The organism is Microbacterium sp. NPDC056234, from assembly GCF_042267585.1.
In the GTDB taxonomy this organism is placed as follows: domain Bacteria; phylum Actinomycetota; class Actinomycetes; order Actinomycetales; family Microbacteriaceae; genus Microbacterium.
In genome coordinates, this window is the sequence record NZ_JBHJTE010000003.1 from 1 (window position 1) to 24,247 (window position 24,247).

At 69.7% G+C, this 24,247-nt stretch carries 29 protein-coding genes; 15 read left to right on the plus strand and 14 right to left on the minus strand.

Annotation, left to right across the window (positions count from 1 at the left end):
* Positions 1 to 200: 200 nt before the first annotated feature.
* The 3 genes from ACFCYE_RS09385 to groES all read right to left on the minus strand — a co-directional run bounded on the left by ACFCYE_RS09385 (position 201) and on the right by groES (position 2,959).
* Positions 201 to 1,457 (minus strand): ABC transporter substrate-binding protein, encoded by a 1,257-nt coding sequence (locus tag ACFCYE_RS09385; RefSeq protein ID WP_376178184.1) that lies wholly within the window; start codon positions 1,455 to 1,457, stop codon positions 201 to 203.
* A 133-nt stretch (positions 1,458 to 1,590) separates the two neighbouring features.
* The gene (gene rarD / locus ACFCYE_RS09390) at positions 1,591 to 2,478 is read right to left on the minus strand and encodes an EamA family transporter RarD (protein ID WP_376178984.1); all 888 of its coding nucleotides are present in this window, start codon (positions 2,476 to 2,478) and stop codon (positions 1,591 to 1,593) included.
* Between the two features lie 184 nt (positions 2,479 to 2,662).
* The gene (gene groES / locus ACFCYE_RS09395) at positions 2,663 to 2,959 is read right to left on the minus strand and encodes a co-chaperone GroES (RefSeq protein WP_017203655.1); all 297 of its coding nucleotides are present in this window, start codon (positions 2,957 to 2,959) and stop codon (positions 2,663 to 2,665) included.
* A gap of 159 nt (positions 2,960 to 3,118) precedes the next feature.
* On the opposite strand from groES, the gene ACFCYE_RS09400 reads away from it, so the two are divergent.
* Positions 3,119 to 4,330, plus strand: a complete 1,212-nt coding sequence (locus ACFCYE_RS09400; RefSeq protein ID WP_376178186.1) for an SAM-dependent methyltransferase — start codon at positions 3,119 to 3,121, stop codon at positions 4,328 to 4,330.
* A 6-nt stretch (positions 4,331 to 4,336) separates the two neighbouring features.
* Here ACFCYE_RS09400 and ACFCYE_RS09405 read toward each other — a convergent pair whose 3' ends face one another.
* Genes ACFCYE_RS09405 through flgN form a run of 11 tightly spaced genes read right to left on the minus strand, consistent with a single transcriptional unit; the run spans position 4,337 to position 12,605 of the window.
* Entirely contained in the window at positions 4,337 to 5,425 is a 1,089-nt protein-coding gene (locus ACFCYE_RS09405; protein ID WP_376178187.1) for a hypothetical protein, read from the minus strand.
* The gene (locus ACFCYE_RS09410) at positions 5,422 to 6,534 is read right to left on the minus strand and encodes a hypothetical protein (protein WP_376178189.1); all 1,113 of its coding nucleotides are present in this window, start codon (positions 6,532 to 6,534) and stop codon (positions 5,422 to 5,424) included. Before ACFCYE_RS09410 ends, ACFCYE_RS09405 begins: the two co-directional genes overlap by 4 nt.
* A 13-nt stretch (positions 6,535 to 6,547) precedes the next feature.
* The gene (locus ACFCYE_RS09415; protein WP_376178191.1) at positions 6,548 to 6,697 is read right to left on the minus strand and encodes a hypothetical protein; all 150 of its coding nucleotides are present in this window, start codon (positions 6,695 to 6,697) and stop codon (positions 6,548 to 6,550) included.
* A gap of 4 nt (positions 6,698 to 6,701) precedes the next feature.
* Entirely contained in the window at positions 6,702 to 7,154 is a 453-nt protein-coding gene (locus tag ACFCYE_RS09420; protein ID WP_376178193.1) for a hypothetical protein, read from the minus strand.
* On the minus strand, positions 7,151 to 8,224 hold the full coding sequence (gene tsaD, locus ACFCYE_RS09425) for a tRNA (adenosine(37)-N6)-threonylcarbamoyltransferase complex transferase subunit TsaD (RefSeq protein ID WP_376178194.1): 1,074 nt from the start codon (positions 8,222 to 8,224) through the stop codon (positions 7,151 to 7,153). The genes ACFCYE_RS09420 and tsaD overlap by 4 nt, the downstream gene beginning before the upstream one ends.
* Positions 8,221 to 8,796 (minus strand): ribosomal protein S18-alanine N-acetyltransferase, encoded by a 576-nt coding sequence (rimI, locus tag ACFCYE_RS09430; RefSeq protein ID WP_376178196.1) that lies wholly within the window; start codon positions 8,794 to 8,796, stop codon positions 8,221 to 8,223. Before rimI ends, tsaD begins: the two co-directional genes overlap by 4 nt.
* Positions 8,793 to 9,416: a tRNA (adenosine(37)-N6)-threonylcarbamoyltransferase complex dimerization subunit type 1 TsaB gene (gene tsaB / locus ACFCYE_RS09435; protein WP_376178198.1), complete on the minus strand. Its 624-nt coding sequence runs from the start codon at positions 9,414 to 9,416 to the stop codon at positions 8,793 to 8,795. The genes rimI and tsaB overlap by 4 nt, the downstream gene beginning before the upstream one ends.
* Positions 9,417 to 9,440: 24 nt before the next feature.
* Positions 9,441 to 9,812, minus strand: coding sequence for a flagellar assembly protein FliW (gene fliW / locus ACFCYE_RS09440; protein WP_376178199.1), 372 nt, complete (start codon positions 9,810 to 9,812; stop codon positions 9,441 to 9,443).
* Positions 9,809 to 10,678: a flagellar hook-associated protein FlgL gene (gene flgL, locus ACFCYE_RS09445; protein WP_376178200.1), complete on the minus strand. Its 870-nt coding sequence runs from the start codon at positions 10,676 to 10,678 to the stop codon at positions 9,809 to 9,811. Before flgL ends, fliW begins: the two co-directional genes overlap by 4 nt.
* Positions 10,679 to 10,704: 26 nt before the next feature.
* A complete protein-coding gene (gene flgK, locus ACFCYE_RS09450; RefSeq protein ID WP_376178201.1) occupies positions 10,705 to 12,111 on the minus strand; it encodes a flagellar hook-associated protein FlgK in 1,407 nt (468 codons plus the stop codon).
* A gap of 11 nt (positions 12,112 to 12,122) precedes the next feature.
* Entirely contained in the window at positions 12,123 to 12,605 is a 483-nt protein-coding gene (flgN, locus tag ACFCYE_RS09455; RefSeq protein WP_376178202.1) for a flagellar export chaperone FlgN, read from the minus strand.
* 195 nt (positions 12,606 to 12,800) lie between these two features.
* On the opposite strand from flgN, the gene ACFCYE_RS09460 reads away from it, so the two are divergent.
* From ACFCYE_RS09460 to ACFCYE_RS09525, 14 genes are all read left to right on the plus strand, one after another.
* Positions 12,801 to 13,625: a sigma-70 family RNA polymerase sigma factor gene (locus tag ACFCYE_RS09460; protein ID WP_376178204.1), complete on the plus strand. Its 825-nt coding sequence runs from the start codon at positions 12,801 to 12,803 to the stop codon at positions 13,623 to 13,625.
* Between the two features lie 97 nt (positions 13,626 to 13,722).
* The gene (locus tag ACFCYE_RS09465; RefSeq protein WP_376178206.1) at positions 13,723 to 14,598 is read left to right on the plus strand and encodes a flagellin; all 876 of its coding nucleotides are present in this window, start codon (positions 13,723 to 13,725) and stop codon (positions 14,596 to 14,598) included.
* 65 nt (positions 14,599 to 14,663) lie between these two features.
* On the plus strand, positions 14,664 to 16,049 hold the full coding sequence (gene fliD / locus ACFCYE_RS09470; protein WP_376178208.1) for a flagellar filament capping protein FliD: 1,386 nt from the start codon (positions 14,664 to 14,666) through the stop codon (positions 16,047 to 16,049).
* Between the two features lie 2 nt (positions 16,050 to 16,051).
* Positions 16,052 to 16,444: a flagellar export chaperone FliS gene (gene fliS, locus ACFCYE_RS09475; protein ID WP_376178209.1), complete on the plus strand. Its 393-nt coding sequence runs from the start codon at positions 16,052 to 16,054 to the stop codon at positions 16,442 to 16,444.
* On the plus strand, positions 16,441 to 16,728 hold the full coding sequence (locus tag ACFCYE_RS09480; protein ID WP_376178210.1) for a hypothetical protein: 288 nt from the start codon (positions 16,441 to 16,443) through the stop codon (positions 16,726 to 16,728). Before fliS ends, ACFCYE_RS09480 begins: the two co-directional genes overlap by 4 nt.
* A gap of 109 nt (positions 16,729 to 16,837) precedes the next feature.
* Positions 16,838 to 17,182: a flagellar basal body rod protein FlgB gene (locus ACFCYE_RS09485; protein WP_376178212.1), complete on the plus strand. Its 345-nt coding sequence runs from the start codon at positions 16,838 to 16,840 to the stop codon at positions 17,180 to 17,182.
* Positions 17,179 to 17,571 (plus strand): flagellar basal body rod protein FlgC, encoded by a 393-nt coding sequence (locus ACFCYE_RS09490; protein ID WP_376178213.1) that lies wholly within the window; start codon positions 17,179 to 17,181, stop codon positions 17,569 to 17,571. Before ACFCYE_RS09485 ends, ACFCYE_RS09490 begins: the two co-directional genes overlap by 4 nt.
* On the plus strand, positions 17,571 to 17,894 hold the full coding sequence (fliE, locus tag ACFCYE_RS09495; RefSeq protein ID WP_376178215.1) for a flagellar hook-basal body complex protein FliE: 324 nt from the start codon (positions 17,571 to 17,573) through the stop codon (positions 17,892 to 17,894). The genes ACFCYE_RS09490 and fliE overlap by 1 nt, the downstream gene beginning before the upstream one ends.
* Entirely contained in the window at positions 17,894 to 19,537 is a 1,644-nt protein-coding gene (fliF, locus tag ACFCYE_RS09500; protein ID WP_376178216.1) for a flagellar basal-body MS-ring/collar protein FliF, read from the plus strand. Before fliE ends, fliF begins: the two co-directional genes overlap by 1 nt.
* The gene (gene fliG / locus ACFCYE_RS09505; protein ID WP_376178217.1) at positions 19,534 to 20,538 is read left to right on the plus strand and encodes a flagellar motor switch protein FliG; all 1,005 of its coding nucleotides are present in this window, start codon (positions 19,534 to 19,536) and stop codon (positions 20,536 to 20,538) included. Before fliF ends, fliG begins: the two co-directional genes overlap by 4 nt.
* Positions 20,528 to 21,133, plus strand: coding sequence for a FliH/SctL family protein (locus ACFCYE_RS09510; protein ID WP_376178218.1), 606 nt, complete (start codon positions 20,528 to 20,530; stop codon positions 21,131 to 21,133). The genes fliG and ACFCYE_RS09510 overlap by 11 nt, the downstream gene beginning before the upstream one ends.
* Entirely contained in the window at positions 21,130 to 22,425 is a 1,296-nt protein-coding gene (locus ACFCYE_RS09515) for a FliI/YscN family ATPase (RefSeq protein ID WP_376178219.1), read from the plus strand. Before ACFCYE_RS09510 ends, ACFCYE_RS09515 begins: the two co-directional genes overlap by 4 nt.
* The gene (locus tag ACFCYE_RS09520; RefSeq protein WP_376178221.1) at positions 22,422 to 22,844 is read left to right on the plus strand and encodes a hypothetical protein; all 423 of its coding nucleotides are present in this window, start codon (positions 22,422 to 22,424) and stop codon (positions 22,842 to 22,844) included. Before ACFCYE_RS09515 ends, ACFCYE_RS09520 begins: the two co-directional genes overlap by 4 nt.
* Positions 22,841 to 24,244 carry a flagellar hook-length control protein FliK gene (locus ACFCYE_RS09525; protein WP_376178223.1) on the plus strand — a complete coding sequence of 468 codons (1,404 nt, stop codon included), beginning with the start codon at positions 22,841 to 22,843 and terminating at the stop codon, positions 24,242 to 24,244. Before ACFCYE_RS09520 ends, ACFCYE_RS09525 begins: the two co-directional genes overlap by 4 nt.
* The last annotated feature ends 3 nt before the right edge of the window (positions 24,245 to 24,247 follow it).

Sequence of the window (24,247 nt, forward strand, 5' to 3'; positions counted from 1 at the left end):
TGTACAACCCCCCCTGCGTATGCGGCCTCACCCGCGCCCCCCGGGGCACCCCCGCCGCGTTGGGCGGGGCGCCGCGCGGGGGGGGGGTGGGGCCCCCCCCCCCCGCGCGCCCACCACATGCGCCCCCCCTCCCCCGCCACACCCCCGGCACGCGAAAGGGCTCCGGATGCAGAAGCATCCGGAGCCCTTTCGCGTGCGATCTACTTCAGGCGGGTCTGCACGTTCTCCGCGTCGTACTCGTAGACACCGATCGCGGCTCCTGCCGGGTCGTTGTTCTCATCGAACGTGACGTCGCCGGAGTATCCGTTGTAGTCGGGCGTTCCGCCGGCGTTGATGATCTCGGCGCAGTCGGCGAAGCTCGTGCACTCCTCGCCCTCGCCTTCACCGCCGGACACCGTGCGCATCGCGCCTGCGATGTCGGCGCCTTCGACCGAGACGGCGTACAGAGCCGACAGCGCGATGAGCGTCGCTGCGTCGTACGCCTCAGCCGAGTAGGTCAGCGCGTCGATGGGCTCGTTGCCACCGGCGGTCCAGACCTCGTTCAGCTGGTCGATGAAGTCGTCCGGCAGCTCGGCGCCGGCACGGGTGCCCTTCGAGCCCTCGAGGCTGACGGGAAGATCCGGCCAGTCCTTGAGGTTGCCATCGACCAGGTACAGCGAACCGGTGTCGATGCCCGCGTTGCCCAGCAGCGGCGCGATGGTCGCGAACTGGTCGTAGGAGACGACGGCCACGGCATCCGGCTTCTCGGCCGCGATCGTCTGCACCTGCGCGTTGAACTGGCCATCGCCCTGGTTGTAGGAAGCGTCGGCGACGACCTCGCCACCGGTGCCCTCGAACGTCGACTTGATGGCCTCGAACAGACCGGTGCCGTACGGGTCGTTCTGGTAGATGATGCCGAGCGTCTTGTGCCCGTCCTCGGCGATCTGGTTGCCCAGCACCTCGCCCTGGAGCAGGTCGCTCGGCGCGGTGCGGAAGTACAGGTCGTTGATGCCGGAGAAGTCCGGCGACGTGTTCGACGGCGAGACGGTGAGGATGCCTGCGCCGGCGTTGCCGTCCAGGATCAGCTTCGTCACGCTCGAGGATGCGGCACCGACCATGGCGTTGATTCCGGCGCTCTGGAGGTTGGTGATCGAGGTCTCGTAGGCCTTGTTGTCGAGGTCGCCCTCGTCTTCACTGACCAGCTCGACCTGGATGCCGGCGTCCGCCTCGTTGATCTGAGCGACGGCGAGCTGGACGCCCGCCTCCATGGGGGCGCCGAGGAAGGCCAGCGTTCCCGTCGCGGGCAGGAGCGAGCCCAGCGTCAGCGACAGATCTACGTTCTCGGGCCGCTCGTTCGCCGCTTCGGACGACTCGGGTGCGGGCGTGGGCGTGCTGCACCCCGCGATGACCAGCGCCGTGGCTCCCAGCAGTGCGATTCCTGCCAGCAGCTTGGGGCGCGAACCCTGCAAACCGTTCATATTGCTCCTTCGACAACAGCGGACGTGGCGGTACCACGTTCGGGTGGTCTAACCCTACGACCGGGCCCGATACCGGCAGGTATCGGTGCGCTAACGATCTTGTTTCGCGTTGGTGACGGCGCCACCGGCGCGGTCAGATCAGCTCCGCGGATGGGACGCGCCGGTGGCGTCGTGCAGCGAGGATGAGGTCGACGACGAACACTGCGACGGCCACCCAGACCAGGATGAATCCGATCCAGCGCTCGGTCGGCATCGGCTCGTGGAGGATGACGACGCCGATGAGGAACTGCATGATCGGGGTGATGAACTGGATCATCCCGATGACGGTGAGGTTGATGCGTCGAGCGCCGGATGCGAACAACAGGAGCGGCACGGCCGTGGCGACACCGGCGAAGCACAGCAGCACCGTGTGCCAGACCCCGTGGTTGCCGATCGTGATGCCCGTGGTCATCCCGACCGCGACGAGCTGGATGACGGCGATGGGGACGAGCCAGAAGGATTCGAGGGTCAGTCCGCTGACGGCATCCACCGACGGTCCGATCTTCTTCTTGATGAGCCCGTAGAAGCCGAACGAGAGCGTGAGGGTGAGTGCGATCCACGGAACCGAGCCGTAGGCGACGATGATCACGATCACGGCGAGAGCCGCGATGCCCACGGCGACCCACTGCAGCCGGCGCATGCGCTCGTGCAGGATGAAGACGCCCAGCAGCACGGTGGTGATCGGATTGATGAAGTAGCCCAGCGCCGTCTCGACGACCTTGTCGTCCAGCGTGCCGATCAGGAACGCTTGCCAATTGACGTAGATGAGCACGCCGGCGAGGGCCGTGAGACCGAGGAGCCGCGGTTGGCGGACGATCGCCAGGATCCGCTGCCAGCCTCGCGTGATCGCGAGCAGGAGGAGGCAGAACACGAGCGAGAACAGCACCCGCCAGGCGACGATCTCCCAGGGGCCGGTCGGCGCCAGCAGGAGGAAGTACAGCGGCAGGACGCCCCAGAGCAGATACGCGCCGAGGGCGTACATCACGCCCGTCGTCTGTTCGCTCCGTGGCGGGGTCTTCGTGGTCACTGATCAACCCTACGACCGGGCTCGGACGCCGGATGCCATGGGCCGTGACGTTGGCAGGAAACGGGTCACCCCTGGCCGGGGATGCACGAGGGCCCGGATGCGTGATGCATCCGGGCCCTCGAAGCGATGGTCGCTGAGATCAGCGCACGACGACCGCGAGGACGTCGCGAGCCGACAGGACGAGGAACTCGTCTGCGCCGAACTTCACCTCGGTGCCGCCGTACTTGCTGTAGAGCACGCGGTCGCCGACGGCGACGTCGAGCGGAACACGGTTGCCGTTGTCATCGATGCGGCCGGGGCCAACGGCCACGACCTCGCCCTCCTGGGGCTTCTCCTTGGCGGTGTCGGGGATGACCAGTCCACTCGCGGTGGTCTGCTCGGCCTCGACCTGCTTGATGACGATGCGGTCCTCGAGCGGCTTGATGGAAACCGACACGGTCTACCTCTTCTTTCTTGACGCTGACACGAAAGACTCGTTCGCACTCTCAACCCGAGAGTGCTAATGCCAGTGTAGGACGTCGGCTGGCACTCACGCAATGCGAGTGCCAGTGAGGCGTATCGCGGTGGGCGAACGCATGCCGCGTAGGCTGAACCGGTGGAGATGACCGAGCTCGCCGCCCTGCTCACCCCGGACGGACTGCGTCTGCTCGACGACGTCGGGAGCATCGATTCCACGACCGATGTCGCGAGGGTCGTCTCGCGACTGCGCGCTGCCGGCCACTCCCCCGAGCTGGTCTCCGCCGTCGTCGGTCAGGCCAGGCTGCGCACGAAGGCCGCGGCGAAGTTCGGCCCGTTCGCCGACCGGATGCTGTTCACGCAGGCGGGTCTGGAGCAGGCGACGCGATTGGGCGTCGCGGCGCGGCACGCCGGCCGGATGCGGGCCGCGGGAATCCAGCACGTCGCTGATCTGGGCTGCGGCATCGGCGGCGATGCCCTCGCTTTCGCGGGCGCGGGTCTGTCGGTGACCGCCGTCGACGCGGACGAGGTCACGGCGGCGATCGCCGCATACAACCTGGCGGCGTTCGGAGAGGATGCCTCCGTGTCGCACGGCACGGCCGAGGATGCTCTCGGCACCGTTCTCGCCGCGCGCCCGGACGCGGGCCCCACGGCGATCTGGATGGATCCGGCGCGTCGCACCTCGGGCCACCGCGAGACGCGGCGCGTCACGGCATCCGGCTACTCCCCGTCACTCGATTGGGCCTTCGACGTCGCCGCCCGCATCCCGACCGGAATCAAGCTCGGCCCAGGACACGATCGCGAGGCTCTCCCCGAGGATGCCGAGGCGCAATGGGTCAGCGCGGACGGCAGCGTGGTCGAGCTCGTGCTCTGGAGCGGCGCGCTCGCGCGCGACGGCGTCCGCCGCGCCGCGCTCGTCATCCGCGGCGACGAGTCGCACGAACTGACCGCCGGTGCGGATGCCGAGGACGCCGAGGTCCGTCCGCTCGGCGCCTTCGTGCACGAGCCGGACGGCGCGGTGATCCGCGCCCGCCTGATCGGGGACGTCGCCCGGAGCCTGGACGCCGGGATGCTGGACGAGCACATCGCCTACCTGACCGGCGATGCCGCGGTGACGAGTCCGTTCGTGCAGTCTTTCCGGGTGCGCGAGTCGATGCCCGTGAACATCAAGGCGATCAACGCCGCGCTGCGCCGTGCCGACATCGGAACGCTGGAGATCAAGAAGCGCGGTATGGACATCGACCCTGCGGCCTTCCGCAGGAAGCTGAAGCTGAGCGGGTCCCAGAGCGCGACACTGCTGCTCGCGCGCATCGGCACCCAGCGGATGGCGGTGCTGGCCGACCGCGTGTGACGCGGATCAGCCGACCGGCTGGATCTCATCCTCCGGCGTCCGGGTGATCAGGAGCTGGCGCGACGACATCTCATCCGTGAAGGTGAGCTCGAACGTGGTCTGCTCCCCCGCCCCATCGGGCTCGCCCGCATCGTGCGAAATGATGCTGAGCCTCAACGGCTGATCCGCCAGGCCGCGGGTCGGAGCGCACGTCTCGAGAGGGATACCGATCTCGCCGATGTAGATGAGGCAGCTCTGTCCACCGGCGACCGACGCGAGCCAGACCGGGTAGGCCTCGAACGCTCCGATCATCTCCAGAGCGTCCGCAGCGAAGTTCTTCGCGATCACAGCGGAGTCCCGCGCGACGACATCCTCGGATACGCGCCCCACCTCCTCGCGGATGAGCCAGTGGGTCGTCAATCGACCGGCCATTTCGCCGTCCGGTGTCACGATCGCCAGGGCCGTCGTGATCGTGACATGGCCGCTCTCGTCGTCGGCGCGCGGATAGGACACGGCCATCGAGTCTCTCCGGGCGACGTATTCCGTCGCGCAGGTCGCTGCGCTGCCTGCCTCGTCGCCGACGATGAGGCACCGCTCCGCGCCGTGCTCCCTCGTCGCAGCCCAGGCGACGGGACTCACGTCGCCGCCGATCTGCGTACCGGCATCGACCGCGAGTGCCCTGAGCGAGCCGTCGTCGTAGTCGCCCGTCGCAGCGATCGAATCCTGCCAGTCCTGCTGCTGGGCGGTCAGCTCGATCGAGGACGCCCGCGTTCCGGCCGCCAGCGCCCAGCCGGCGCCGACCCCGACGAGGACCGCGAGCGCGACGACCGCGACGGGGACGAGCCGGCTGCGCAGCCGACGCCGCGCCGTCGCGACGACGTCGGACGCGGCCTGACGGTGCCCGGTCTCGGCTGATTCGGCTGCGCCGGCATCACCGGCTTCGAGCGCCTCCCGTCCCGGGTCGGTGTCCTCCGGGAGACCACCGGCCGGAGAGAACCCTCGTGCCGCGTCCTGCAGTTCCTGCAGCCGCTGCGCCTGGGCATCCGTCAGTGCACCATTCGGCCCGTACGCCTTCGCCCGCAGCTCATCGAGTTCTGCGGCCTCCGCTTCCGTCACGGCTCGACGTCTTCCGTCGTGTCGTCGATCGAGACATCGATCCCCTGCGCCGGCACCCGCTCGATCGTGAGCGTCGGCCCCCGCGAGCTCGAAATCGCCACGTGATAGCGCGCGACGCCGCGGTCCGCGTCCGCGATCTCCAGAGTCACGTCCTCGTCCGCGTGCTGAGTGCAGGCGCGCTCGACGCCGTCCACCACCGCGACGATGACGCATTTCCCCGTACCGGTGTACTCCAACCAGATGGGCCGGTCGTCGTCGTATCCGACGATCTGCAGGCCTTCACCGCCGATGCCCGTCGCCCGTTCGATCCGATCGATGATCGCGAGCTCGTCCTCGGTGTACTGCGACCGCCAATCCCACATCTCCGGTGTCCAGACGTTCGCGATCACCACGAGGTCGCCGCCGATGTCCTGACCCACGCTCACGTTGAGCCCGCTCGCGTCGCCGGCATCGTCGGCAGGCAGATTCATCGAGGCGTACAGGCCGGCACCCTGCTCACCGAACTGCGAGCTCGGGATGCATGTCCGCTCGACCCGGTCGCCGATCGTGAGGACGACGCACCGGTCCTCTCCGTCCTGTCGTGTCGCATGCCAGATCGTCACCCCGTGCGACTGTCCGATCGGCGTGATCGATCCCGGATCGTAATCCCCATCGGCCTCCAGCTCCACCTGCTCGGCCCCGACCGAGAGCGACAGGGCGATCGAACGCACGATGTCCTGGCCGAACGCGACGAACCCGATCCCGACCCCGACCAGCAGCGCGACGCCGACGGCCGCAACCGGAAACCACCGGCGCTTCAGGAGGCCGCGGAGCCCGGCGGGCTGCGGCCGAGCGTCGGGCCCGGCGACACCTGATTCCGGCTCGGTTCCGGGCTCGCCGTCCGGCGTCCGGACCTCAGCGGCATCCACCGGCTGCGGGGGGATGCCATCGCCGTGGCGATCCGGAACGGGTTCTGCCGCGGCCGTCACCGAGCTCTCAGCGGCGGCCCGGCGCGCCGACCCCTGCAACTCGTCGAGACGCCGGGCCTCGGCATCCGTGAGCTCGCCGCCCGGACCGTACGCCTTGGCGCGCAGGTCCCGCAGCTCGCCGTCGTCAATGCTGTCCGTCATCATCGGTCCCCCGTCAGCCGGCGTCGCCTGCCGCGCCATCCACGATCGCGCCGCGTTCGACATCGACGTCGACATCGGTCATGCCGCCGATGGTCTCGGTGATCGTCAGATACGCGGCTCCTGTGACCTCGCCGTCCTCTGCGGCCTCCCCCGGCGACAGCATCCGACTACCCGAAGATTCCCGGCTGCATCGCCGCCCAGATCAGCCAGCCGGCGCTGTACAGAGTTGCGATGCCCCCCAGGACGAGCGCCCAGACCGCGACGGCCTTGCTCTCCAAGGGCCGCCGCAAGGACATGATCGCGGCGACCACCGCGACGATGGCGACGGGAATTCCCCAGCCGACGAAGAACGAAGCGACCAGCGCGACGATCGCAGCCAGCAGCGCCCATGGGGCGAGTCGCGAGTTGTCCTGCTCGATCGGCTCGGTGATGCTCGGCGCCCAGGATCCGACGGCATCCGGATCCGGGCCGCTGACCACGACCGGCTCGATGCCCACCGGGCCGGTCGGCAGCTTCGTGTACCCCTCGCGCCGCGCCCCTGGCAGCCGTGCGGCACCGGCGGGTTTCTCGACGTCGGGGCCGGCGCCCTCCAGGCGCGGTTCTCCCGACTGCCCGCTCACGCCGCGACCTCCGCGCGCTCGGCGACCTGGATCTCGGTCACCGGCAGGGTCGAATCCGCTCCGAACGCGAGGGTGGAGGGGCGGCGGCCGGACGAGATCAGCTCGGCGGCGAGGGCCGCGACCATGGCGCCGTTGTCCGTGCACAGCGACAGCGGCGGGATGCGCACGGTGACATCGGCGGCCTCCGCGCGCTCCAGTGCGACCTCGCGCAGGCGTCGATTGGCGATGACGCCTCCGCCGAGCAGCAGACGCGGCACGCCCAGATCCTGACAGGCGGCGAGCGCCTTCGTCACGAGCACGTCGACGACCGCTTCGCGGAAGCTCGCCGCGACATCCGCCACGGGAACCGGAGTCCCCTCCGCCTCGCAGCGCTCCACCCACCTTGCCACCGCGGTCTTCAACCCGGAGAACGAGAAGTCGTACCGATGCTTCGCCATATCGGATGCTCGGGACAGCCCCCGCGGGAAGCGGATCGCCTTCGGGTCGCCGTCCACGGCCGCCCGATCGATCTCCGGTCCGCCGGGATACGGGAGCGCCAGCAGACGCGCGACCTTGTCGAAGGCCTCGCCCGCTGCGTCGTCCATCGTCTCGCCAAGCAGTTCGACGTCCGTGGTCAGATCGCGCACGTGCAGCAGCGACGTGTGGCCGCCGGACACGAGCAGCGCGATCGTCGGATACTCCAGCGGCTCGGCATCCGGGGTCAGGATGTCGGCGGCGATGTGCCCGACGAGGTGATTGACGGCGTACAGGGGCTTGTCGAGCGAGACCGCGAGGCCCTTCGCCGCGCCGACTCCGACCATGAGCGCGCCGGCGAGTCCTGGGCCTGAGGTGACCGCAACGGCATCCAGGTCTTCCAGGCGCACCTGCGCCTCGGCGAGCGCCGCCTCGATCGACGGCTGCAGCGCCTCGAGGTGCGCTCGTGCCGCGACCTCGGGCACGACGCCGCCGTAGCGCGCATGCGCATCCATGCTCGAGGCGATCGTGTTCGACAGCAGGGTACGGCCGCGGACGATGCCGATACCGGTCTCGTCGCAGCTCGTCTCGATCCCGAGGACAAGGGGCTCGCTCATGCCGTGGACTCCTTCGCCGCCTGCGTGTCGCCCGATCCGGAGGAGGCCGCACGATCCGACGGCGCGATCGGACCGTTCGGATCCTCCGGTTCGCGCGATGTCCTCCCGTTCGGTTGCCGCGCATGCTGCGCGCCGAGATCCAGGCGCATCACGATCGCGTCGACGCCGTCCGGCTGGTAGTAGCGCGGCCGGCGCCCGAGCTCGGTGAAGCCCTCGGAGAGATAGAGCCCCTCGGCACCCGGATTGTCGGCTCGGACCTCGAGGAACACCTCGCGGTTGCCCCTGCTGGCTGCTTCGGCCAACAGCGCCGCGAGAAGAGCGCGCCCTCGTCCTGCACCGCGGTGCGTCTCGAGCAGGGCGATCGTCTGGATGTCGGCATCCGACGCGCCGCGCACCGAGCGCAGCCCCGCATAGCCGACGACGAGTCCGTCCTGCTCGTCGACGAGGTAGTGACTGTACTCCCCGGCGAGCTCGGCCGTCATCGTCTCGGTGCTCCACGCATCGGTCGGGAAGGACGCGTTCTCGATCGCCATGATCGCGTCGAGATCGTCCGACGTCGCGCGGCGGATCATGAGCCGACCTTCTTCGGCGCGCCGGGCAGCGTGACGTCCGGCTGGCGCAGGTAGAGCGGCTCCTGGCCGGCGAGGGTTCGTCCGGCACGGGCCGCGCGCAGGCCGACACCGGCGAGGGCGGCAGCATCCAGCACGGTCGTCTCGATGGATCGGATGCCGTCGAGGTGCGTCTCGGCATCCACCCGCGGCACGAGGACCGTGTCGGCGACGACCGTCGGGATGCCGTCGGCATCGAGCCCCTCGAACACCGTGATCGCGACCTCCCGGCGACGGGCATCGGTCACGATCGCGAAGCGGCCGGCCACGGCATCCCGCTCCAGCTCGGTGAGCGCTGGCGCGAAGTGGCTCGGAACGGGGATGACGTCGACACCGCGTCCGAGCGCGAACGTGCGCGCCGTGGCGATGCCGATGCGCAGTCCGGTGAAGGGTCCTGGCCCCATACCCGCGACGACGTGGTCGATGCGGCCGGGGCCTGCGTCGTGGACCGCTCGCACCAGCAGATCGCCGATGACCTCGGCATGGCCGAGCGGGTCGGGACTGGAGGCATCCGAGAGGCGCGCTCCGTCGCCGTCGACGATGGCGACGGCCGAGCCCAACGAGGTGTCGACAGCGAGGATCACGCTTCCCAGGCTACTTCCTCGCGATCACCTCAGCGGGGTGCGCACATCGAAACCCTGGCCGTCCAGGATGATCTGCGCCGCTCGGCCCGTCGTGCGGTTCACGACGACCGGAGCGAGCAGGTTGACGCTCACGCCCTCGGAGCCAGGATGCGCGATGACCAGAAGCATCGCGTCCTCGGGCGATGTCAGTCCGAGCTCGGCGACCTGGCCGTCGTTCAGCAGCGGCGCATAGTCTGCGATCACCGTCCCCGGATCGAGCACGTACAGCCGCAGATCCGGATCCTCGACGGCTCTCAACGAGAACAGCCCTTCCGCGTCGGCGATCGCGGTGAGCGCGAAGCTGGTGTGCGGCGCCAGGCCCGGCGGTGCTGCGATGAAGCTCAGCGCGACGCTCATGCCAGGAAGTCCATCAGCGAGGGCTGCAGCACCCGAGCGGTCACGGACAGCGCCGAGCGATAGACGAGCTCCTGAGCCTGCAGCTGCACGAGCACTTCGACCGAATCCACGTCCTCCACAGCGGCCCTCCGAGCCTCCAACGACACCGCGCTGTGCACGGCGACTTCCTTGGCGCGTTCGACCTGCGCCTGACGGCTTCCGACCGCGGCCTGCGCGCCGCGCATGGCCGTGAGACGCTCGTCGATCTCCGCGAGTCGCCCGCCCGCGTTCGTGCCGGATCGCAGGTCGGCGATGACCGAGTCGACCAGTGCGAACGCGGATGCCGCCCCGGTGCCGAAGGCTTCGGCGCCGTCCACGTCCACCCGTACCGACCCGCCGTCCGAAATCCTGCGGACGACCTCGGAGCCTGCGATGCCCGAGTGCGCGTAGGTCGCGTCGAACGCCGCGGCGTCCGATGTGCCGGCGAAGATCGAACGGCCGAGGAAGGTCGTGTTCGCCACCGCGAGCAGCTCGTCGCGGATCCCCTCCAGCTCGACCGCGATCGCCTCCTTGGCGATGGGATCGAGCGCACCGTCATTGGCTCCCTGCACCGTGAGGTCTCGGACCCTGTTGAGCAGGGCTCCCGCCGAGGTGAGGGCGGTATCTGCCGTGGTCACCCAGGCCAGCGCATCGTCGATGTTGCGCGCGTACTGGTCGCCGCGGCGCTGCGCGGCATGCAGGCCCAGTGCCGTCGCCGCGGCTGCCGGATCATCCGACACGCTCGCGAACGCACGCTGCGACGACGCCTGCTCCTGGAGTCGAGCCAGCTCGGAAAGATTCGCCTGCAGATGACGCAGGCTGGTCTGCGTCATCGTGGATGAGGTCACGCGGGAGATCATGAGGGGTCCTCCGGTCAGCGTCCCACGACGCCCGTGCGGTTGATCAGGACGTCGAGCGCCTCGTCGACCGCGGTCATGACGCGAGCAGCCGCCTGATACGCGGTCTGGTAGGTGAGCAGGTTGATCGTCTCCTCGTCGCCTTCGACAGCGGCGACGGACTGCTGCGCCGCCACGGCGGACACAGCGGACGCGTCGGCCAGGCGCGCGCGCTGCGCATCCGCCGCCACCGCGACCCCCGATCGCGTGACCTGATCGACCCAGATCGCGTCCGGTGAGCCGTCTCGCCCGCCGATCTGCGAGATCGCGTCGGCATTGGTCGAGTCCCAGGTCCCCGCGCCAGGCGCGGCGAGCGCCAGGTCGGATGCCGAGGTCACTGCGACGCTGATGCCCAGTGCCGCGGGCCCGGTGCCCGACAGGGCGAAGAAGTCCCCACCCGCCGTCCCGGCCGAGGTGACACCGGCCCGGTGCTGGCTGTTCAGGGCGCTCGCAAGCGACTCCGCGACGGCGTTGTAGGCCGCAGCCAGCTGTGCCAGTGTTCCGCCCTCGTCGGCAGGCGCGAGGACGGACAGCGTCCCGCCGAGTTCCCCGCCCGTGATGGCCACCGAGGCGCCGCTGCCCGCCCAGGTGACCGACATCCGTCCGCCTGCGTCGATGCCGCGCGGCCCGTCGATCTCGAGATGCCTGGCGGTGGTCCCCGAGACCAGTGCGTTGCCGTCGACGCGCACCGTCATCGTGCCGTCGGGCTCGACCGTCGCGACACCGCCCGCCGCGCGCGCGACTTTCTGGGCGAGAACCGAACGCTGATCGATCAATTCGTTCGCCGACCGCCCGGATGCTTGGGCATCACGGATCGCGCGGTTGAGCGAGGCGATCTGATCGGCACTCGCATTGACCTGGGTCACCGTGCGCTCTGCCGTCGCCCTGGCATCCGTCCAGGTGCCCGCGACGGTGCGGTATCCCTCGGCGATCTGGCCGGTCAGCTGCGCGGCGGACTGGAGCACGACAGCGGCGGCCGCGCCCGAGTCCGGGGTGTTCGCGAGATCCTGCCAGCCGGCCCAGAACTGCGACAGCCCTGCGGCGAGTCCGTTCTCGGTGGGCTCGGCGAGAGCGGCCTCCGCGGTGGCGCCGATGACGGCGCGCGTCGACCAGAAGCCTGAGGCGGCGAGGGAATCGCGAACCCTGGCGTCCAGAAGCGCATCGCCGAGCCTGGCGATTCCGGTGACGGCGACCCCGCCGCCGGGCACCACCCCGGTCGAGAAACGGCCGGACTGCGCCACCGCGGCGACCGCCGACTGCGTCACGCGCTGACGCGTGTAGCCCTCAGTCCGTTCGTTGGCCAGGTTCTGACCGACGACGTCCATACCGCGCCTGGCTGCCGTGAGCGCACTGGCTGCGGTGTTCAACCCACTGAAAGTCGACATTCTTCCTTCGATCACATCTCGGTGTCGATGATGCGCGCTGCATCGTTGCGGGCGCGGTCGCCCGTGGTGGTGTACTCACCGGTGTCACCGGAGAGATCCGCGATCGTCTCCTGCGTCGCACGCAAGGCGGCGCGCAGCTGCTGATCGTTCGCGTCGCGCAGCTGACCGATCTCGCCGGTGAGACGGGTCAGCGCACGAAGATGATCCTCGAACAGGTCGCGCCAGGTCTCCTGCGGCGCAAGCGCGATGAGTTCCCGGAGCGTTGCTCCTTCGGCTGCTCCCCATTCCGACGCCACGATGTCGGACTCGACCACCCGAGCCATGCCCGTCGCGCGAAGACGATCGAGCACCTGCTCGATCTCACGCGCAGCGAGGTGGATCCACCGCGCTTTGCCCGCCGCGAGCAGCAGTTGCTGCTCGTCCAGTTTGAACAACAGCATCTCCAGCAGCTCGCGCTCGCGCCACAGCTGCATCGACAGCTCATTGGCTCCCATGGTTCCCCAATCCCCACTTCGACTCTCGATCAAGAATCCATGAATCACTGTCGGCCATCGTCACCCTATGGTTACTATGTGGACTGGTGATGGGTAGTTCTCCCCATGGACAGATCGTGATCCTCATGATATGTGCATCTGCCCGCATCTTTCCCGATCCCCCGGTCGGAATTCCAGAGAGGTGGAAGTCCCCCCGTGCCACCGCGCGCCCAACGCAACCGCCTGGTTGAAGACAATCTCCCCCTTGTCGGCTACCTCGCATCCGAAACACATGCCAGAGCCACACACATCCCCCGCGAAGAACTCGCCGCCGTCGGAGCGCTCGCTCTCGTCACGGCGGCCGACGCCTTCGACCCGACGCTGGGTGTCCCCTTCGGCGCCTATGCGCGACGCCGCATCCTCGGAGCCTTCGCCGACGAGATGCGTTCGATGGACTGGGCGTCGCGCGGCACGCGCACCCGCATCAAGGAGACCGTGACCGTCCGGGACGCACTCGCCGCCTCGCTCGGGCGCATCCCGACGGTCTCCGAGATCGCCACGGCGATGGGCGTCGGTGAGGATGCCGTATCCGGCGCACTCACCGACGCGGCACGCACGGTGACCACACTGGAGGATCCGGCCGCCGCCGATCTCGCCACGGATCTCCTTCTGCCGGAGGAATCCGCGGCCCTCGGCGAGCGGCGTCGCGTCCTCGAGTACGCGGTCGCAGCGCTTCCGGATCGGATGCGCCGGATCGTGTTCGCGGTCTACTTCGAAGAGCGTCCCGTGAAGGAGATCGCCGAGGAACTCGGTGTCTCCCATTCCGCCGTCTCGCAGCAGCGCGCCGAGGCGGTTCGGATGCTGCGTGACGCCCTGGCCCGGTACTTCGCCGAGGACACCGACACCGCACCCGAACCCGTCGCCCGGGTCTCCGCATCGGTGCGCGAGGGCTACTACAGCCGCATCGCCGAGATCGGCGGCCCGCGCTTTGCGCGCGTGTTCGCCGCGGTCGCACCCGACGCGGTACCGGCCATGCTCTGATCAGGGCCGCGTCTAACGCGGCCCTGTCCCGTGCCGATAGGTGAGATCGGAGCCCACGGACGGGCTCCTGCTCGACCCAGTCACGGAGGAGAACACCATGGGTATGCAGATCAACACCAACGTGTCGGCGCTCAACGCCTACCGCAACCTGTCCAACACGCAGAACGACCTGTCCAAGTCGCTGGAGAAGCTCTCCAGCGGCCTGCGCATCAACCGCGCAGCGGACGACGCCGCCGGCCTCGCGATCTCCGAGGGCCTGCGTTCGCAGGTCAACGGCCTGAACGTCGCCGCACGAAACGCCCAGGACGGCATCTCGGTCATCCAGACCGCAGAAGGCGCCCTGACCGAGGTCCACTCGATCCTGCAGCGGGTCCGCGACCTCGCCGTCCAGGCCGGTTCGGACTCGAACAACGCCGAGTCGCGCACCGCGATCCAGACCGAGGTCGCAGCCCTCGGCGAGGAGCTGGGCCGCATCGCGACGAGCACCAACTTCAACGGCATCGACCTGCTGACGGGTGCGGCGGCCGGTGATGGCATGGGCAAGCTCACCTTCCAGGTCGGCGCCGGCGCGACGGCAGCCAACGACCAGATCGTGGTGGACCTGACCGGCGCCGACATCACAGCCGTCGCCGCGGCGATCAACGGCCTCGACCTCGAGCAGGCCGGCGCGGCCGACGCGGACGCCGCAGTGGCTGCTCGTCTCGCGGCGATCGCGACGATCGACACGCAGATCACGAGCGTCTCGGAAGCTCGCGCGGGTCTCGGTGCGGTGCAGAACCGCTTCGAGTCGACGATCAACTCGCTCCACGTGTCGTCGGAGAACCTCGCGGCGGCCGAGAGCCGGATCCGCGACACCGACATGGCGTCCGAGATGGTCAAGTTCACGGCTGCGAACATCCTGTCGCAGGCGGGGACGGCCATGCTGGCCCAGGCGAACCAGGTCAACCAGGGCGTGCTGCAGCTCCTGCGTTGATCCAGCCCGGTGCCGGGGCGCTCAGACGCCCCGGCACCGTCTGACTCCTGATCCGAAAGGTCGCCATGGCACTCTCGCTCGACGGGCTCGTCTCGGGTCTGGACACCACCGCGCTCATCGATGCCCTGATGGACGTGCACGCCATCCCGCGGGCGCTGCTCAAGGCCAAGTCGGACGACAAGGGCCTCATCATCTCGCAGCTGCAGACGCTCAACGGCTCGATCCAGGATCTCGCCACCCGTGCGAAGGCTGCCGCGACCGGATCAGCGCTCGGTGCGATGCGCGCGACGTCCTCGTCGGACGTCATCACGGTCACCGCGCGACCTGAGGCATCCCCCCTCGCCACGGACCTCGTCGTCGACCGGCTCGCCAGTCGACATTCGATCGTGACTCCCGCCTTCGCGCAGTGGCCCGATGCCCCTGCCGTCCTCACGATCGAGAACGCCGACGGCGAGCTCACCGAGATCACGGCATCCTCGAACAGCGCGGCCGACATCGCACGCGCCATCACCCAGGCGAATGCAGGGATCTCCGCCGTGGCCGTCTCGGCTGGTCTCGACGCCGACGGCAACCCCCTGCAGCGCCTCCAGTTCACGGCGACCGATACCGGGGCGGCCGGCGCCTTCCGGGTGCTCCGCGGAGACGCCGCAGCCGTGACGTCCGGCGCCGCCGTCGATCTCGCCGCCGAACCAGGCGGCGCCGTCATCGCCACGGGTACGGACGCCCGAATCCGACTCTGGGCCGGGACGGCGGCCGAGCAGGTGATCACCAGCACGACGAACACCTTCACCGAGCTGTTCACCGGCGTGGACGTCACGGTCTCTCGAGCATCCGCGGACCCGGTGTCCGTCCGTGTCGAAACCGACACCGAAGGACGCACGAAGGCCGCCGCTGACTTCGTCTCGCTGCTCGCCGGGATCCTCACGCGGATCGACAACGGCTCGAAGGCGACCGTGGGCAGCGCAACGGGCGAAGCAACCACCTTGGGGGTGTTCACCGGCGACAGCACCGTTCGTGCGCTGCGTCAGGCGCTTGCCGACGCCGTGCAGCATCCGATCGACGGAACCTCGCCGTCGACCATCGGGATCACGATCGATCGCTACGGCGCACTCGCGTTCGACGAGGAGAAGTTCGCGGCAGCTCTCGCGAAGGATCCGGAGGCGGTCCACGGAATGGTCTCCGCGATCGCCACGCGCGTGCAGGACACGTCCCAGACCTACTCGGATCGGTACGACGGACTGCTGACGGCCCGGATACTCGGCCAGGAGAGCGAGGTCGCAACGCTCGGCGACCAGATCGAGCGATGGGACGTCCGCCTCGAACAGCGGCGGGCCACCCTGGAGCGGACCTACGCCCGGCTGGAGACCATGCTGTCCCAGATGCAGTCCCAATCGGACTACCTGAGCTCGCAGCTCGCGAGCCTGTCGCCGTCGTCGAAATCGGGAGCCTGAAGATGAACGCCGCGGCCCGCGCCCAGCAGCGCTACCAGGAGGAGGCCGTGCTCTCGGCCACACCCCAGCGTCTCGTCACGATGCTGTACCACCGGCTTCTACTGGATATCGATCGCGGCGAGGCGGCTCTGCGCGCCGAGGACTGGACGGCGGCGAACGGTCATCTCCAGCACGCCCAGGCCATCGTCGCCGAACTCTCTGCGACGCTCACGGACGAGTGGTCGGGGAGCCAGGGGCTCCGCGACATCTACGCCTTCCTGAACCGCACGCTCATCGCGGCGAACATCGGCCGTGATGCGGAGAGCGCTCACGAGTGTCGAAAACTCGTCGCACCGCTGTGCGACGCCTGGCACGAGGCCGCGTCCCGTCTCGCCGCCGCCTCCGCCTCCGCATGAGCGAGGCTGCCTGGTCCGCCCTGCTCGACCGCTGGGAACAGGATCTGCAGACGCTCGCCGCCGCCTGCGACGGCTCCGACCATGGTTCGATCGAGCCGTGGGAGCGCCCTGCGACCCCGCTGCCCGCCGAGCTCGCGGACCGTGCCCGCCGACTGGTCGCTCGCCAGCGGCAGCAGGCTGACGTCGCGCGCGCGACCCTGATCGAACTCCGCGGGCACCGGGATGCGCTCGACCGCATCCCGGTGTCTCGCGACGGATCGGCCTACCTCGACATCCGGGCGTGAGCGGCCGCTTACGGATCGGCGCCGCTGTCCGATAGAGCATTCCGAGCAGGGATCGCTCGACAGATGCGGCCAGGGATCGGCCACTTCGCCACCGACGGGAACCGAGCTCGTGTTCGACTCTTTGACCATGACGGCGCTCTCCAGCGCGCTGGACGGACTGTCGCTGCGGCAGCGCGCCATCGCCGACAACATCGCCAACATCAACACCCCGGACTATCACGCGAAGCGTGTGCTGTTCGAACAGGCACTGGCCGAATCGGTCGCGGCCGGCGACGGCCGGGCCACGGCGACGACGGCAGAATCGCTCGAGCCGACGCGCCTGGACGGCAACAACGTCAATCTCGACACCGAGACGCTGTCCAGCATCGACACGATGCTGCGCTACCAATTCGCGACTCAGGCGATCAACGGCTCGTTCTCCTCCGTACGCGCGGCGATGCGGACGGCATCATGACCTTCGACGCGATCGGAATCGCCGGCACCGGCCTGACGGTCCACCGCAAATGGCTCGATGCCCTCAGCGACAACATCGCGAACATCAACACGGTGTCCGCGACCGACGGGGCCGCGTTCCGCGAGCGCTACGTTCTCGTGCAGAACAGCGACGTGTCGCCCGGCGTGTACGTGGCCGGCACGGTACTCGGGGACGGGGAGGGCAGACTCGCCTACCAGCCGAATCATCCACTCGCCGATGCCGAGGGCTTCGTGCGCTACCCGGACATCGACCTCGGCGATCAGATGAGCCAGTTGATCCTCGCCCAGCGAGGGTACGAGGCCAGTGCTGCCGTCATCGACCGCGCGCGCGGCACATACGAGGCGGCTCTCCAGATCGGACGCAGCTGATGGCGATCACCGGTGTCGAGGGGATCGAGTCCGCGCTCTCCGCCGTCACTTCCGTCGCCCCCGGCGGCGTCGTCTCGAATGCTCCCGAGAGCGCAGAGGGCGGTTCACGGTTCGCCACCAGCATGACGTCCGCGATCGACGAGCTGCAGGGCCTGCAGAAGGAGTCGGACGCTCTGAAAGTCGCCGCCGTCACGGGAGATCTCGAGGACATCCACGCGGCGATGATCGCCTCCACCCGCGCCGCCGTCACCCTCGAGCTCGTCGCCGCGGTGCGCAACAAGGGCGTCGACGCCTTCAACGAGATCATGCGGATGCAGGCCTGATGCCCACCGCCGTCACGAACGTCTTCCAGCGCATGGGCCGCGCCGTCGCCGGCTTCACACTCGCCCAGCGGACGTTCGCCATCATCGGGATCGCCGCGGTGCTCCTCGGCGCCATCGCCCTGTTCGGCTGGCTGAGCAAGCCCAACATGACACCGCTGTTCTCGGGGTTGAGCGCGTCCGACGCCAACAGCGTCGTCGAGCAGCTTCGTTCGTCCGGGGTCTCCTACGAGCTCACCGAAGGCGGATCCACCGTGCTCGTGCCCGAGGCCGATGTGTACGACCAGCGCCTCACGGCCGCCGCGGCCGGCATCCCCAGCGCCAGTTCCGGCGGCTACACGCTGCTGGACGAGATGGGCGTGACGTCGTCGGAGTTCCAGCAGTCCGTCACGTACAAGCGCGCGATCGAGGGCGAACTCGCCGCGACCATCGCCGCTGTGGACGGCGTGACGGCCGCCTCGGTCCAGCTCGCGATCCCCGAGGAGACCGTCTTCGTCTCGGAGACGATCGATCCGACGGCGTCGGTGTTCGTCGAGACCGATGCCCGCAGTTCGGTGACCACCGACCAGGTCGAGGCCATCGTGCACCTCACCTCGGCATCCGTCTCGGGCTTGAAAGCCGAGAACGTCGCGGTGATCGATCAGACGGGCAAGACCCTGTCCGCCGTCGGAGCCGGCACCGTGGGCGGAGCCGACCAGCAGTCCGGCGCGCATGAGCTGCGCGTCGCGTCCGCCGTGCAGCAGATGCTGGACGCCGTCGTCGGAGCCGGGAACTCGAAGGTCTCGGTCGCGGCCGAGATCGACAGCTCCGTCAACGAGCGTCTCGAGGAGACCTTCACTCCGGCGGAAGGCGCACCGCCGCTGTCGGAGCAGACCAGGACCGAGACGAGCAACGGCGGCGAGACGGAGGCGGGAGTGCTCGGCCCGGACAACATCGCCGTCCCCGGCGGCGCGGGCGACGGCACGTACGAGTCGACCGAGCAGACGACGAACAATGTCGTGAACAAGGTCGTGGAGTCGACCACGACGCCGCCAGGGTCGATCACACGGCAGTCCGTGTCGGTCGCGGTCGATGCGGATGCTGCGGCGGAGATCAGCATCGCGCAGCTCGAAGATCTCGTCGCCGCAGCGGCGGGGATCGACGACGAACGCGGCGACGGGCTGTCGGTCGAGTTCGTCGCCTTCAACCAGACCGACGCCGACGCGGCACAGGCGGCTCTCCAGGCGGCGAGGGAAGCCGCTGACGCGGAGCGGATGACGTCGCTGCTGACCGCGTTGATCATCGCCGCCGCGATCGCCCTTCCACTGCTCGCGGCCGTCATCGCCTACCTCATCAGGACCAGGCGACGCACCAAGAAGCAGGACGAGTTCGACGCGCTCTTCGGAGAGCGCCCGCCGCAGCTCTCCGCGCTGCCCCCCTCGGGCGACCCGTTCCAGACAGCGCAGCTGGAGCAGCAGACTCCGACGGCCGCGCTCGAGTTCACCCCGCCCGAGCCCGATCCCGATCTCGAGCAGGAGCTCGCTTCCGAACCGGCGCAGGTCAGCCTCGAGCGCCGCCGCGCCGAGCTGGATGCCCTGACCCGCCACGATCCGCAGCGCACCGCCGAGCTGGTGCGCAGCTTCCTCGAAGACAAGGCCGCGGTATGACGGGTCTCACGGGTCCCCAGACGGCTGCGATCGTCCTCATGAACCTCGACCGCGCACACGCGATCGAGGTGATGAAGCATCTGTCGGAGGCGGAGGCCGAAGCCGTCGCTGCCGAGATCATCGGCCTGCAGAATCTCGACGCGGCGACCACGGCACGCGCGCTCGCCGACTTCCAGAAGGTCGCGTCTGGACATCTTCCCCCGGCGCGCGGCGGGCGCGACGTCGCCGAGGGCCTGCTGCAGGCGTCGTTCGGAACCGAGCGCGCGGCCGCCGTGCTGGGCCGCGTCAACGCGACCCTGTCGAACTCGGCGTTCGACTTCCTCGGAACGGCCGAGCCCGCTCAGCTGGCGACGCTGCTGGACGGCGAGCTCCCGCAGACGGTCGCTCTGGTGCTCGCTCATCTGCCGGTGGACCAGGCCGCCGCGGTCCTCGCGACCCTTCCGGATGCCGCACGCACCGACGTCGCACACGCCATCGCCACGATGGGAACGGCGACGCAGGAGGCGATCACGATCGTCGCCGAGGCGCTCAAGGCGCGCACTGGCGTCTTCTCCAGCAAGGACAGCCCCGACGCCCTCGGCGGCGTCCAGCCGCTCGTGGAGATCATCAACCGTTCGGATGCGGCCATAGAGAAGGCGCTGCTCGCCAGTATCGAGGACCGCGACAGCGCGCTGGCGGAAGACATCCGCGCGCGGATGTTCACCTTCGCCGACATCGTCAAGCTCGAAGACCGGGACGCCCAGCGCGTCCTGCGCGGAATCGACATCCGGTCACTGGCCATCGCCCTGAAGGGGGCGCATCAGCCCATCCTGGAGGTGATCAGCCGGAACATCTCCGAGCGCAATCGCGAGAACCTCGCCGAGGAGGCCGTGGCGATCGGACCGGTGCGCATGTCGCAGGTCGAAGAGGCGCGCGCCGAGATCGTGCGCCTCATCCGCGCCCTCGAGGCATCAGGCGACATCACCGTCCAGCGCAGCGACGAGGACGAGTATGTCTACTGACGCCTTCGCGGAGTCCGTATTCCCCCGCCTTCTCGGCCAGGGCTCCGAACGCGAGCGCGAACAGGCTCGCCTGCGCGGGTATGCGGCGGGCCATGCCGAGGGCTTCCGCATCGCCACCGTGGCCGTCGAGGAGGCAGCACGGCGACGGGCTTCCGAACAGAGCGTTCAGGCGGCCGAGGCCGAAGCAGCGCTCGGGCGGGCGGTAGCCGCAGTCGATCTCGCCGCCGCCCGCTTCGTCGCCCGCATCGACGAGATGGCGGCGCTCGATGAGCAGCGGATCCTGGAGCACGCGGTCGAGCTGGCCGAGCTGATCATCGCCGGCGAACTGACCGATGCGGGCCGAGCGGCGACCGTGGCGCTGCATCGCGCGATGAGCGCGGTCGGCGATCCGGAGGTTCTGGAGATCCGTCTGCACCCCGCGGACGTCGCGGTTCTCGAGACCTCAGGGCTGCAGCCATCCGGTATCCCCGTGCGCGCCGACGACGAGCTCTCCCCCGGTGATGCGGTCCTCGCCGTGCCCGACGGCGTCATCGATGCCCGTGTCGGCGGAGCATTCGATCGCGTCCGCCGCACGCTGCGGGAGGACGTCCCATGAGCACCTGGGCGAGTGCGCTGGAGGCGGCGGGGCCGGAACGGGTAGGGCGCATCTCCCAGGTGCGCGGCCTCAGTGTGCAGGTGCGCGGCGTAAGATGCGCGGTCGGAGACGTGGTGCAGCTCGGCGATGTCGTGGAGGCCGAGGTCGTCGCCCTGGACCACGGCGGTGCCCGCTGCATGCCGCTGGCACCCGTCGACGGACTGGTGCTGGACGCACCGGTACGGCGACGCGGCGGTGCGCCGCTGGTACCCACCGGATCGGGCCTGCTCGGCCGGGTCCTGGACGGACTGGGCCGGCCGATCGACGGCAAGGGGCCGATCCGCGCGCCCAGGGTGAGCGCGACCAACGCCGCACCGTCGCCCGTGGATCGCGACCGCATCACCGACCCTCTGCCGATGGGTATCCGCGTCCTCGACACGCTCACGACCGTCGGCCGCGGCCAGCGCATCGGCCTGTTCGCCGGCTCGGGGGTCGGAAAATCCTCGCTGCTGTCGATGATCGCCCGCGGCATGCAGGCTGATGCCGCGGTGATCGCCCTCATCGGGGAGCGTGGCCGCGAGGTGCGAGAGTTCCTGGAGGACGACCTCGGCGCGGCAGGGCTGGAACGGTCGGTGGTGATCGTGTCGACCTCGGACCAGCCGGCGATCGTGCGGCTGCGTGCCGCCATCACCGCGACTCGTATCGCCGAGTCCTTCCGCGACGACGGAGCGCATGCGGTGCTGATGATGGACTCGCTGACGCGCGTGGCCATGGCTCAGCGCGAGATCGGGCTCTCCGCGGGAGAGCCGCCGGCCACACGCGGGTACCCGCCGTCGACGTTCTCGACTCTCGCCCGGTTGCTCGAACGCGCGGGAACCGCTCACGGCGGCTCGGTGACCGGCATCTACACGGTGCTCGTGGACGGCGACGACCACAACGAGCCGATCGCCGACGCGGCCCGGTCGATCCTCGACGGTCACGTCGTCCTCGACCGGCGTCTGGCCGTGTCGGGTCACCACCCCGCGATCGATGTGCTCTCGTCGGTCTCACGCGTCGCGGGAAAGGTCACGTCAGCCGCACAGCGGCAGCAGGCGATGAGGCTGCGTGCGGTGCTGGCCGCCCGTCGCGACGCCGATGACCTCATCGACATCGGGGCATACCACGCGGGGGCGAATCCGCGCGTGGACGCCGCACTGGAGCACGAGCGGGCGATCTCCGCGTTCCTGACACAGGACCTGGACGAGACGAGCGGCTACGACGAGTCCTGGCGACGACTCGACAGCATCGTGGCCGCGTTCGGAGACATCGCGTGAGCCGGGGATTCTCGCTGTCCGGACTCATGCGTGTGCGCGGCATCCAGGAGCGCGCCGCCGCGCAGCGCCTCTCCAGAGCGGTCATCGACGCGGAGCAGTCCGATGCGAGGGAACGGCACGCGCGCGCCGCCCTCGACGCCGCCGGATCCGAAGCCGTCGATGTTCGCACGCTGGCGGCGATCGCCGCTGCCCGTGTCGCCGCGCGCCGGCAGCTGAGTGAATTCGAATCGCTCGCGCAGCTGCAGGCCGAGGCCGTCGACGAAGCCCGCGAAGCGCACCGTGAGGCGCGGCGCGAGATCCGTGCGCTCGACCGCCTCGCCGATGCACATGCGCTGCGCGAGCAGGCCGCATTTCTGAAAGCCGAGCAGAACGAGATCGACGAGATCGCCGGACGGACGCGAAGGGATGACGCGACATGACGATGCTCGGGCTGCTCACCGGAGTCGCCGCCCCCTCCTCCGCGGGCGCGCCCGCCGGCCCCACGGCCGGTATGCGGGCCGGCGCGTTCGCCGAAGCTCTGCGCCAGACCCTGGCCGAGGGCACCGGGCCGACTGCGACGCCGCCCTGCGACCCGCCGGCCTCCCCGAACGGTGTCGGAATCTCGGATGACGCGACGGATGAGAGCGATCCGCTCACCGGTCGCCCGGCCATCGCCGATCACCCCGACGCCGCCGTCCTGTCCCCCGCGCCGGCGCTCGTCGGCCGCGTGACCGAGCCGCCTGTCGACAACCCGTCGACCGGCAGCCTGCCGACCGCAGAGCAGGCTCTGCCTGCGGAAGCTCCGTCGGAGCAGTCGTCTTCGACCCGCACCGCATCGATCGCGGCGATCGATGCGGCCGTGGCTGAGCGCGGAGCCGGGACGACCACACCGACACCGATGCCGACACTGATGCCAACGCCGGCGCCGACGCCGACGCCGACGGGCGCAGCCTCGGCCGATGGCGCATCGCGTCTCGCAGCCGCCGGAGTACCCGCCGCGGAATCCGTTGCTCCGGTCCGTTCGGACGCGGCGACCACGACGATCGCCGGGGTCCGAGGAGCCGCCACCGCGGCATCCGTCGCGGCGCCGATCGCCGCGCCCTCCGCCGCAGTCGACGTCCCGGCGTCCGACCTCCCGGACCCCGCTCCGGCACCCGCCTCGGTCGAGGCACCGCCTGCGAACCCGAATGCCGGAATTCCACCGGCAAGCGCGTCGGAGCCGCCACGACCGCCGTTCTCCGCATCCGAGCACGCAACCGTCCCGCGACCGGTGACGGCGGATCTCTCGACGACGTCCGTGACGCACGCCGCCCCGGCGGCGACCGTCGAACCCGTCGGACCCGCGCTCGCCCCGGTCTCCGCGTCGGCGGTCACCGGCCAGCTGCGCGCGGCACTGCACCCGCAGGTGTCCGCCCCGATCATCTCCCTCGCCCGGGCCCCGGAAGGCGAGCACACCATCACCCTGACGGTCTCACCCGAGAACCTCGGGCCCGTCACGATCCGTGCGCACCTGGCCGCCGGCGCTGTGCACATGGAGCTCGTGTCGGCGACGGATGCCGGGCGCGAGGCCCTGCGATCGATTCTCACGGACCTGCGTCGGGACCTCGCCGCGGCGATGCCGTCGTCGTCGCTGTCCCTCGCCGGCCAGGACGGCGCCACGAGCAGCGGATCCACCGGTCAGAACGCCGGAGCCGGCGCACAGGGAACGGGGACGCCAGGAGGCCGCGGCGCCTCTCCCGCGCAGGCGGAGCTGACCGACGGCATCGCGACCGCGCAGGACGCCATCCCCACCCCCTTCCACACGGCATCGCCCGACGGCGGCATCGATGTCTACGCCTGACCT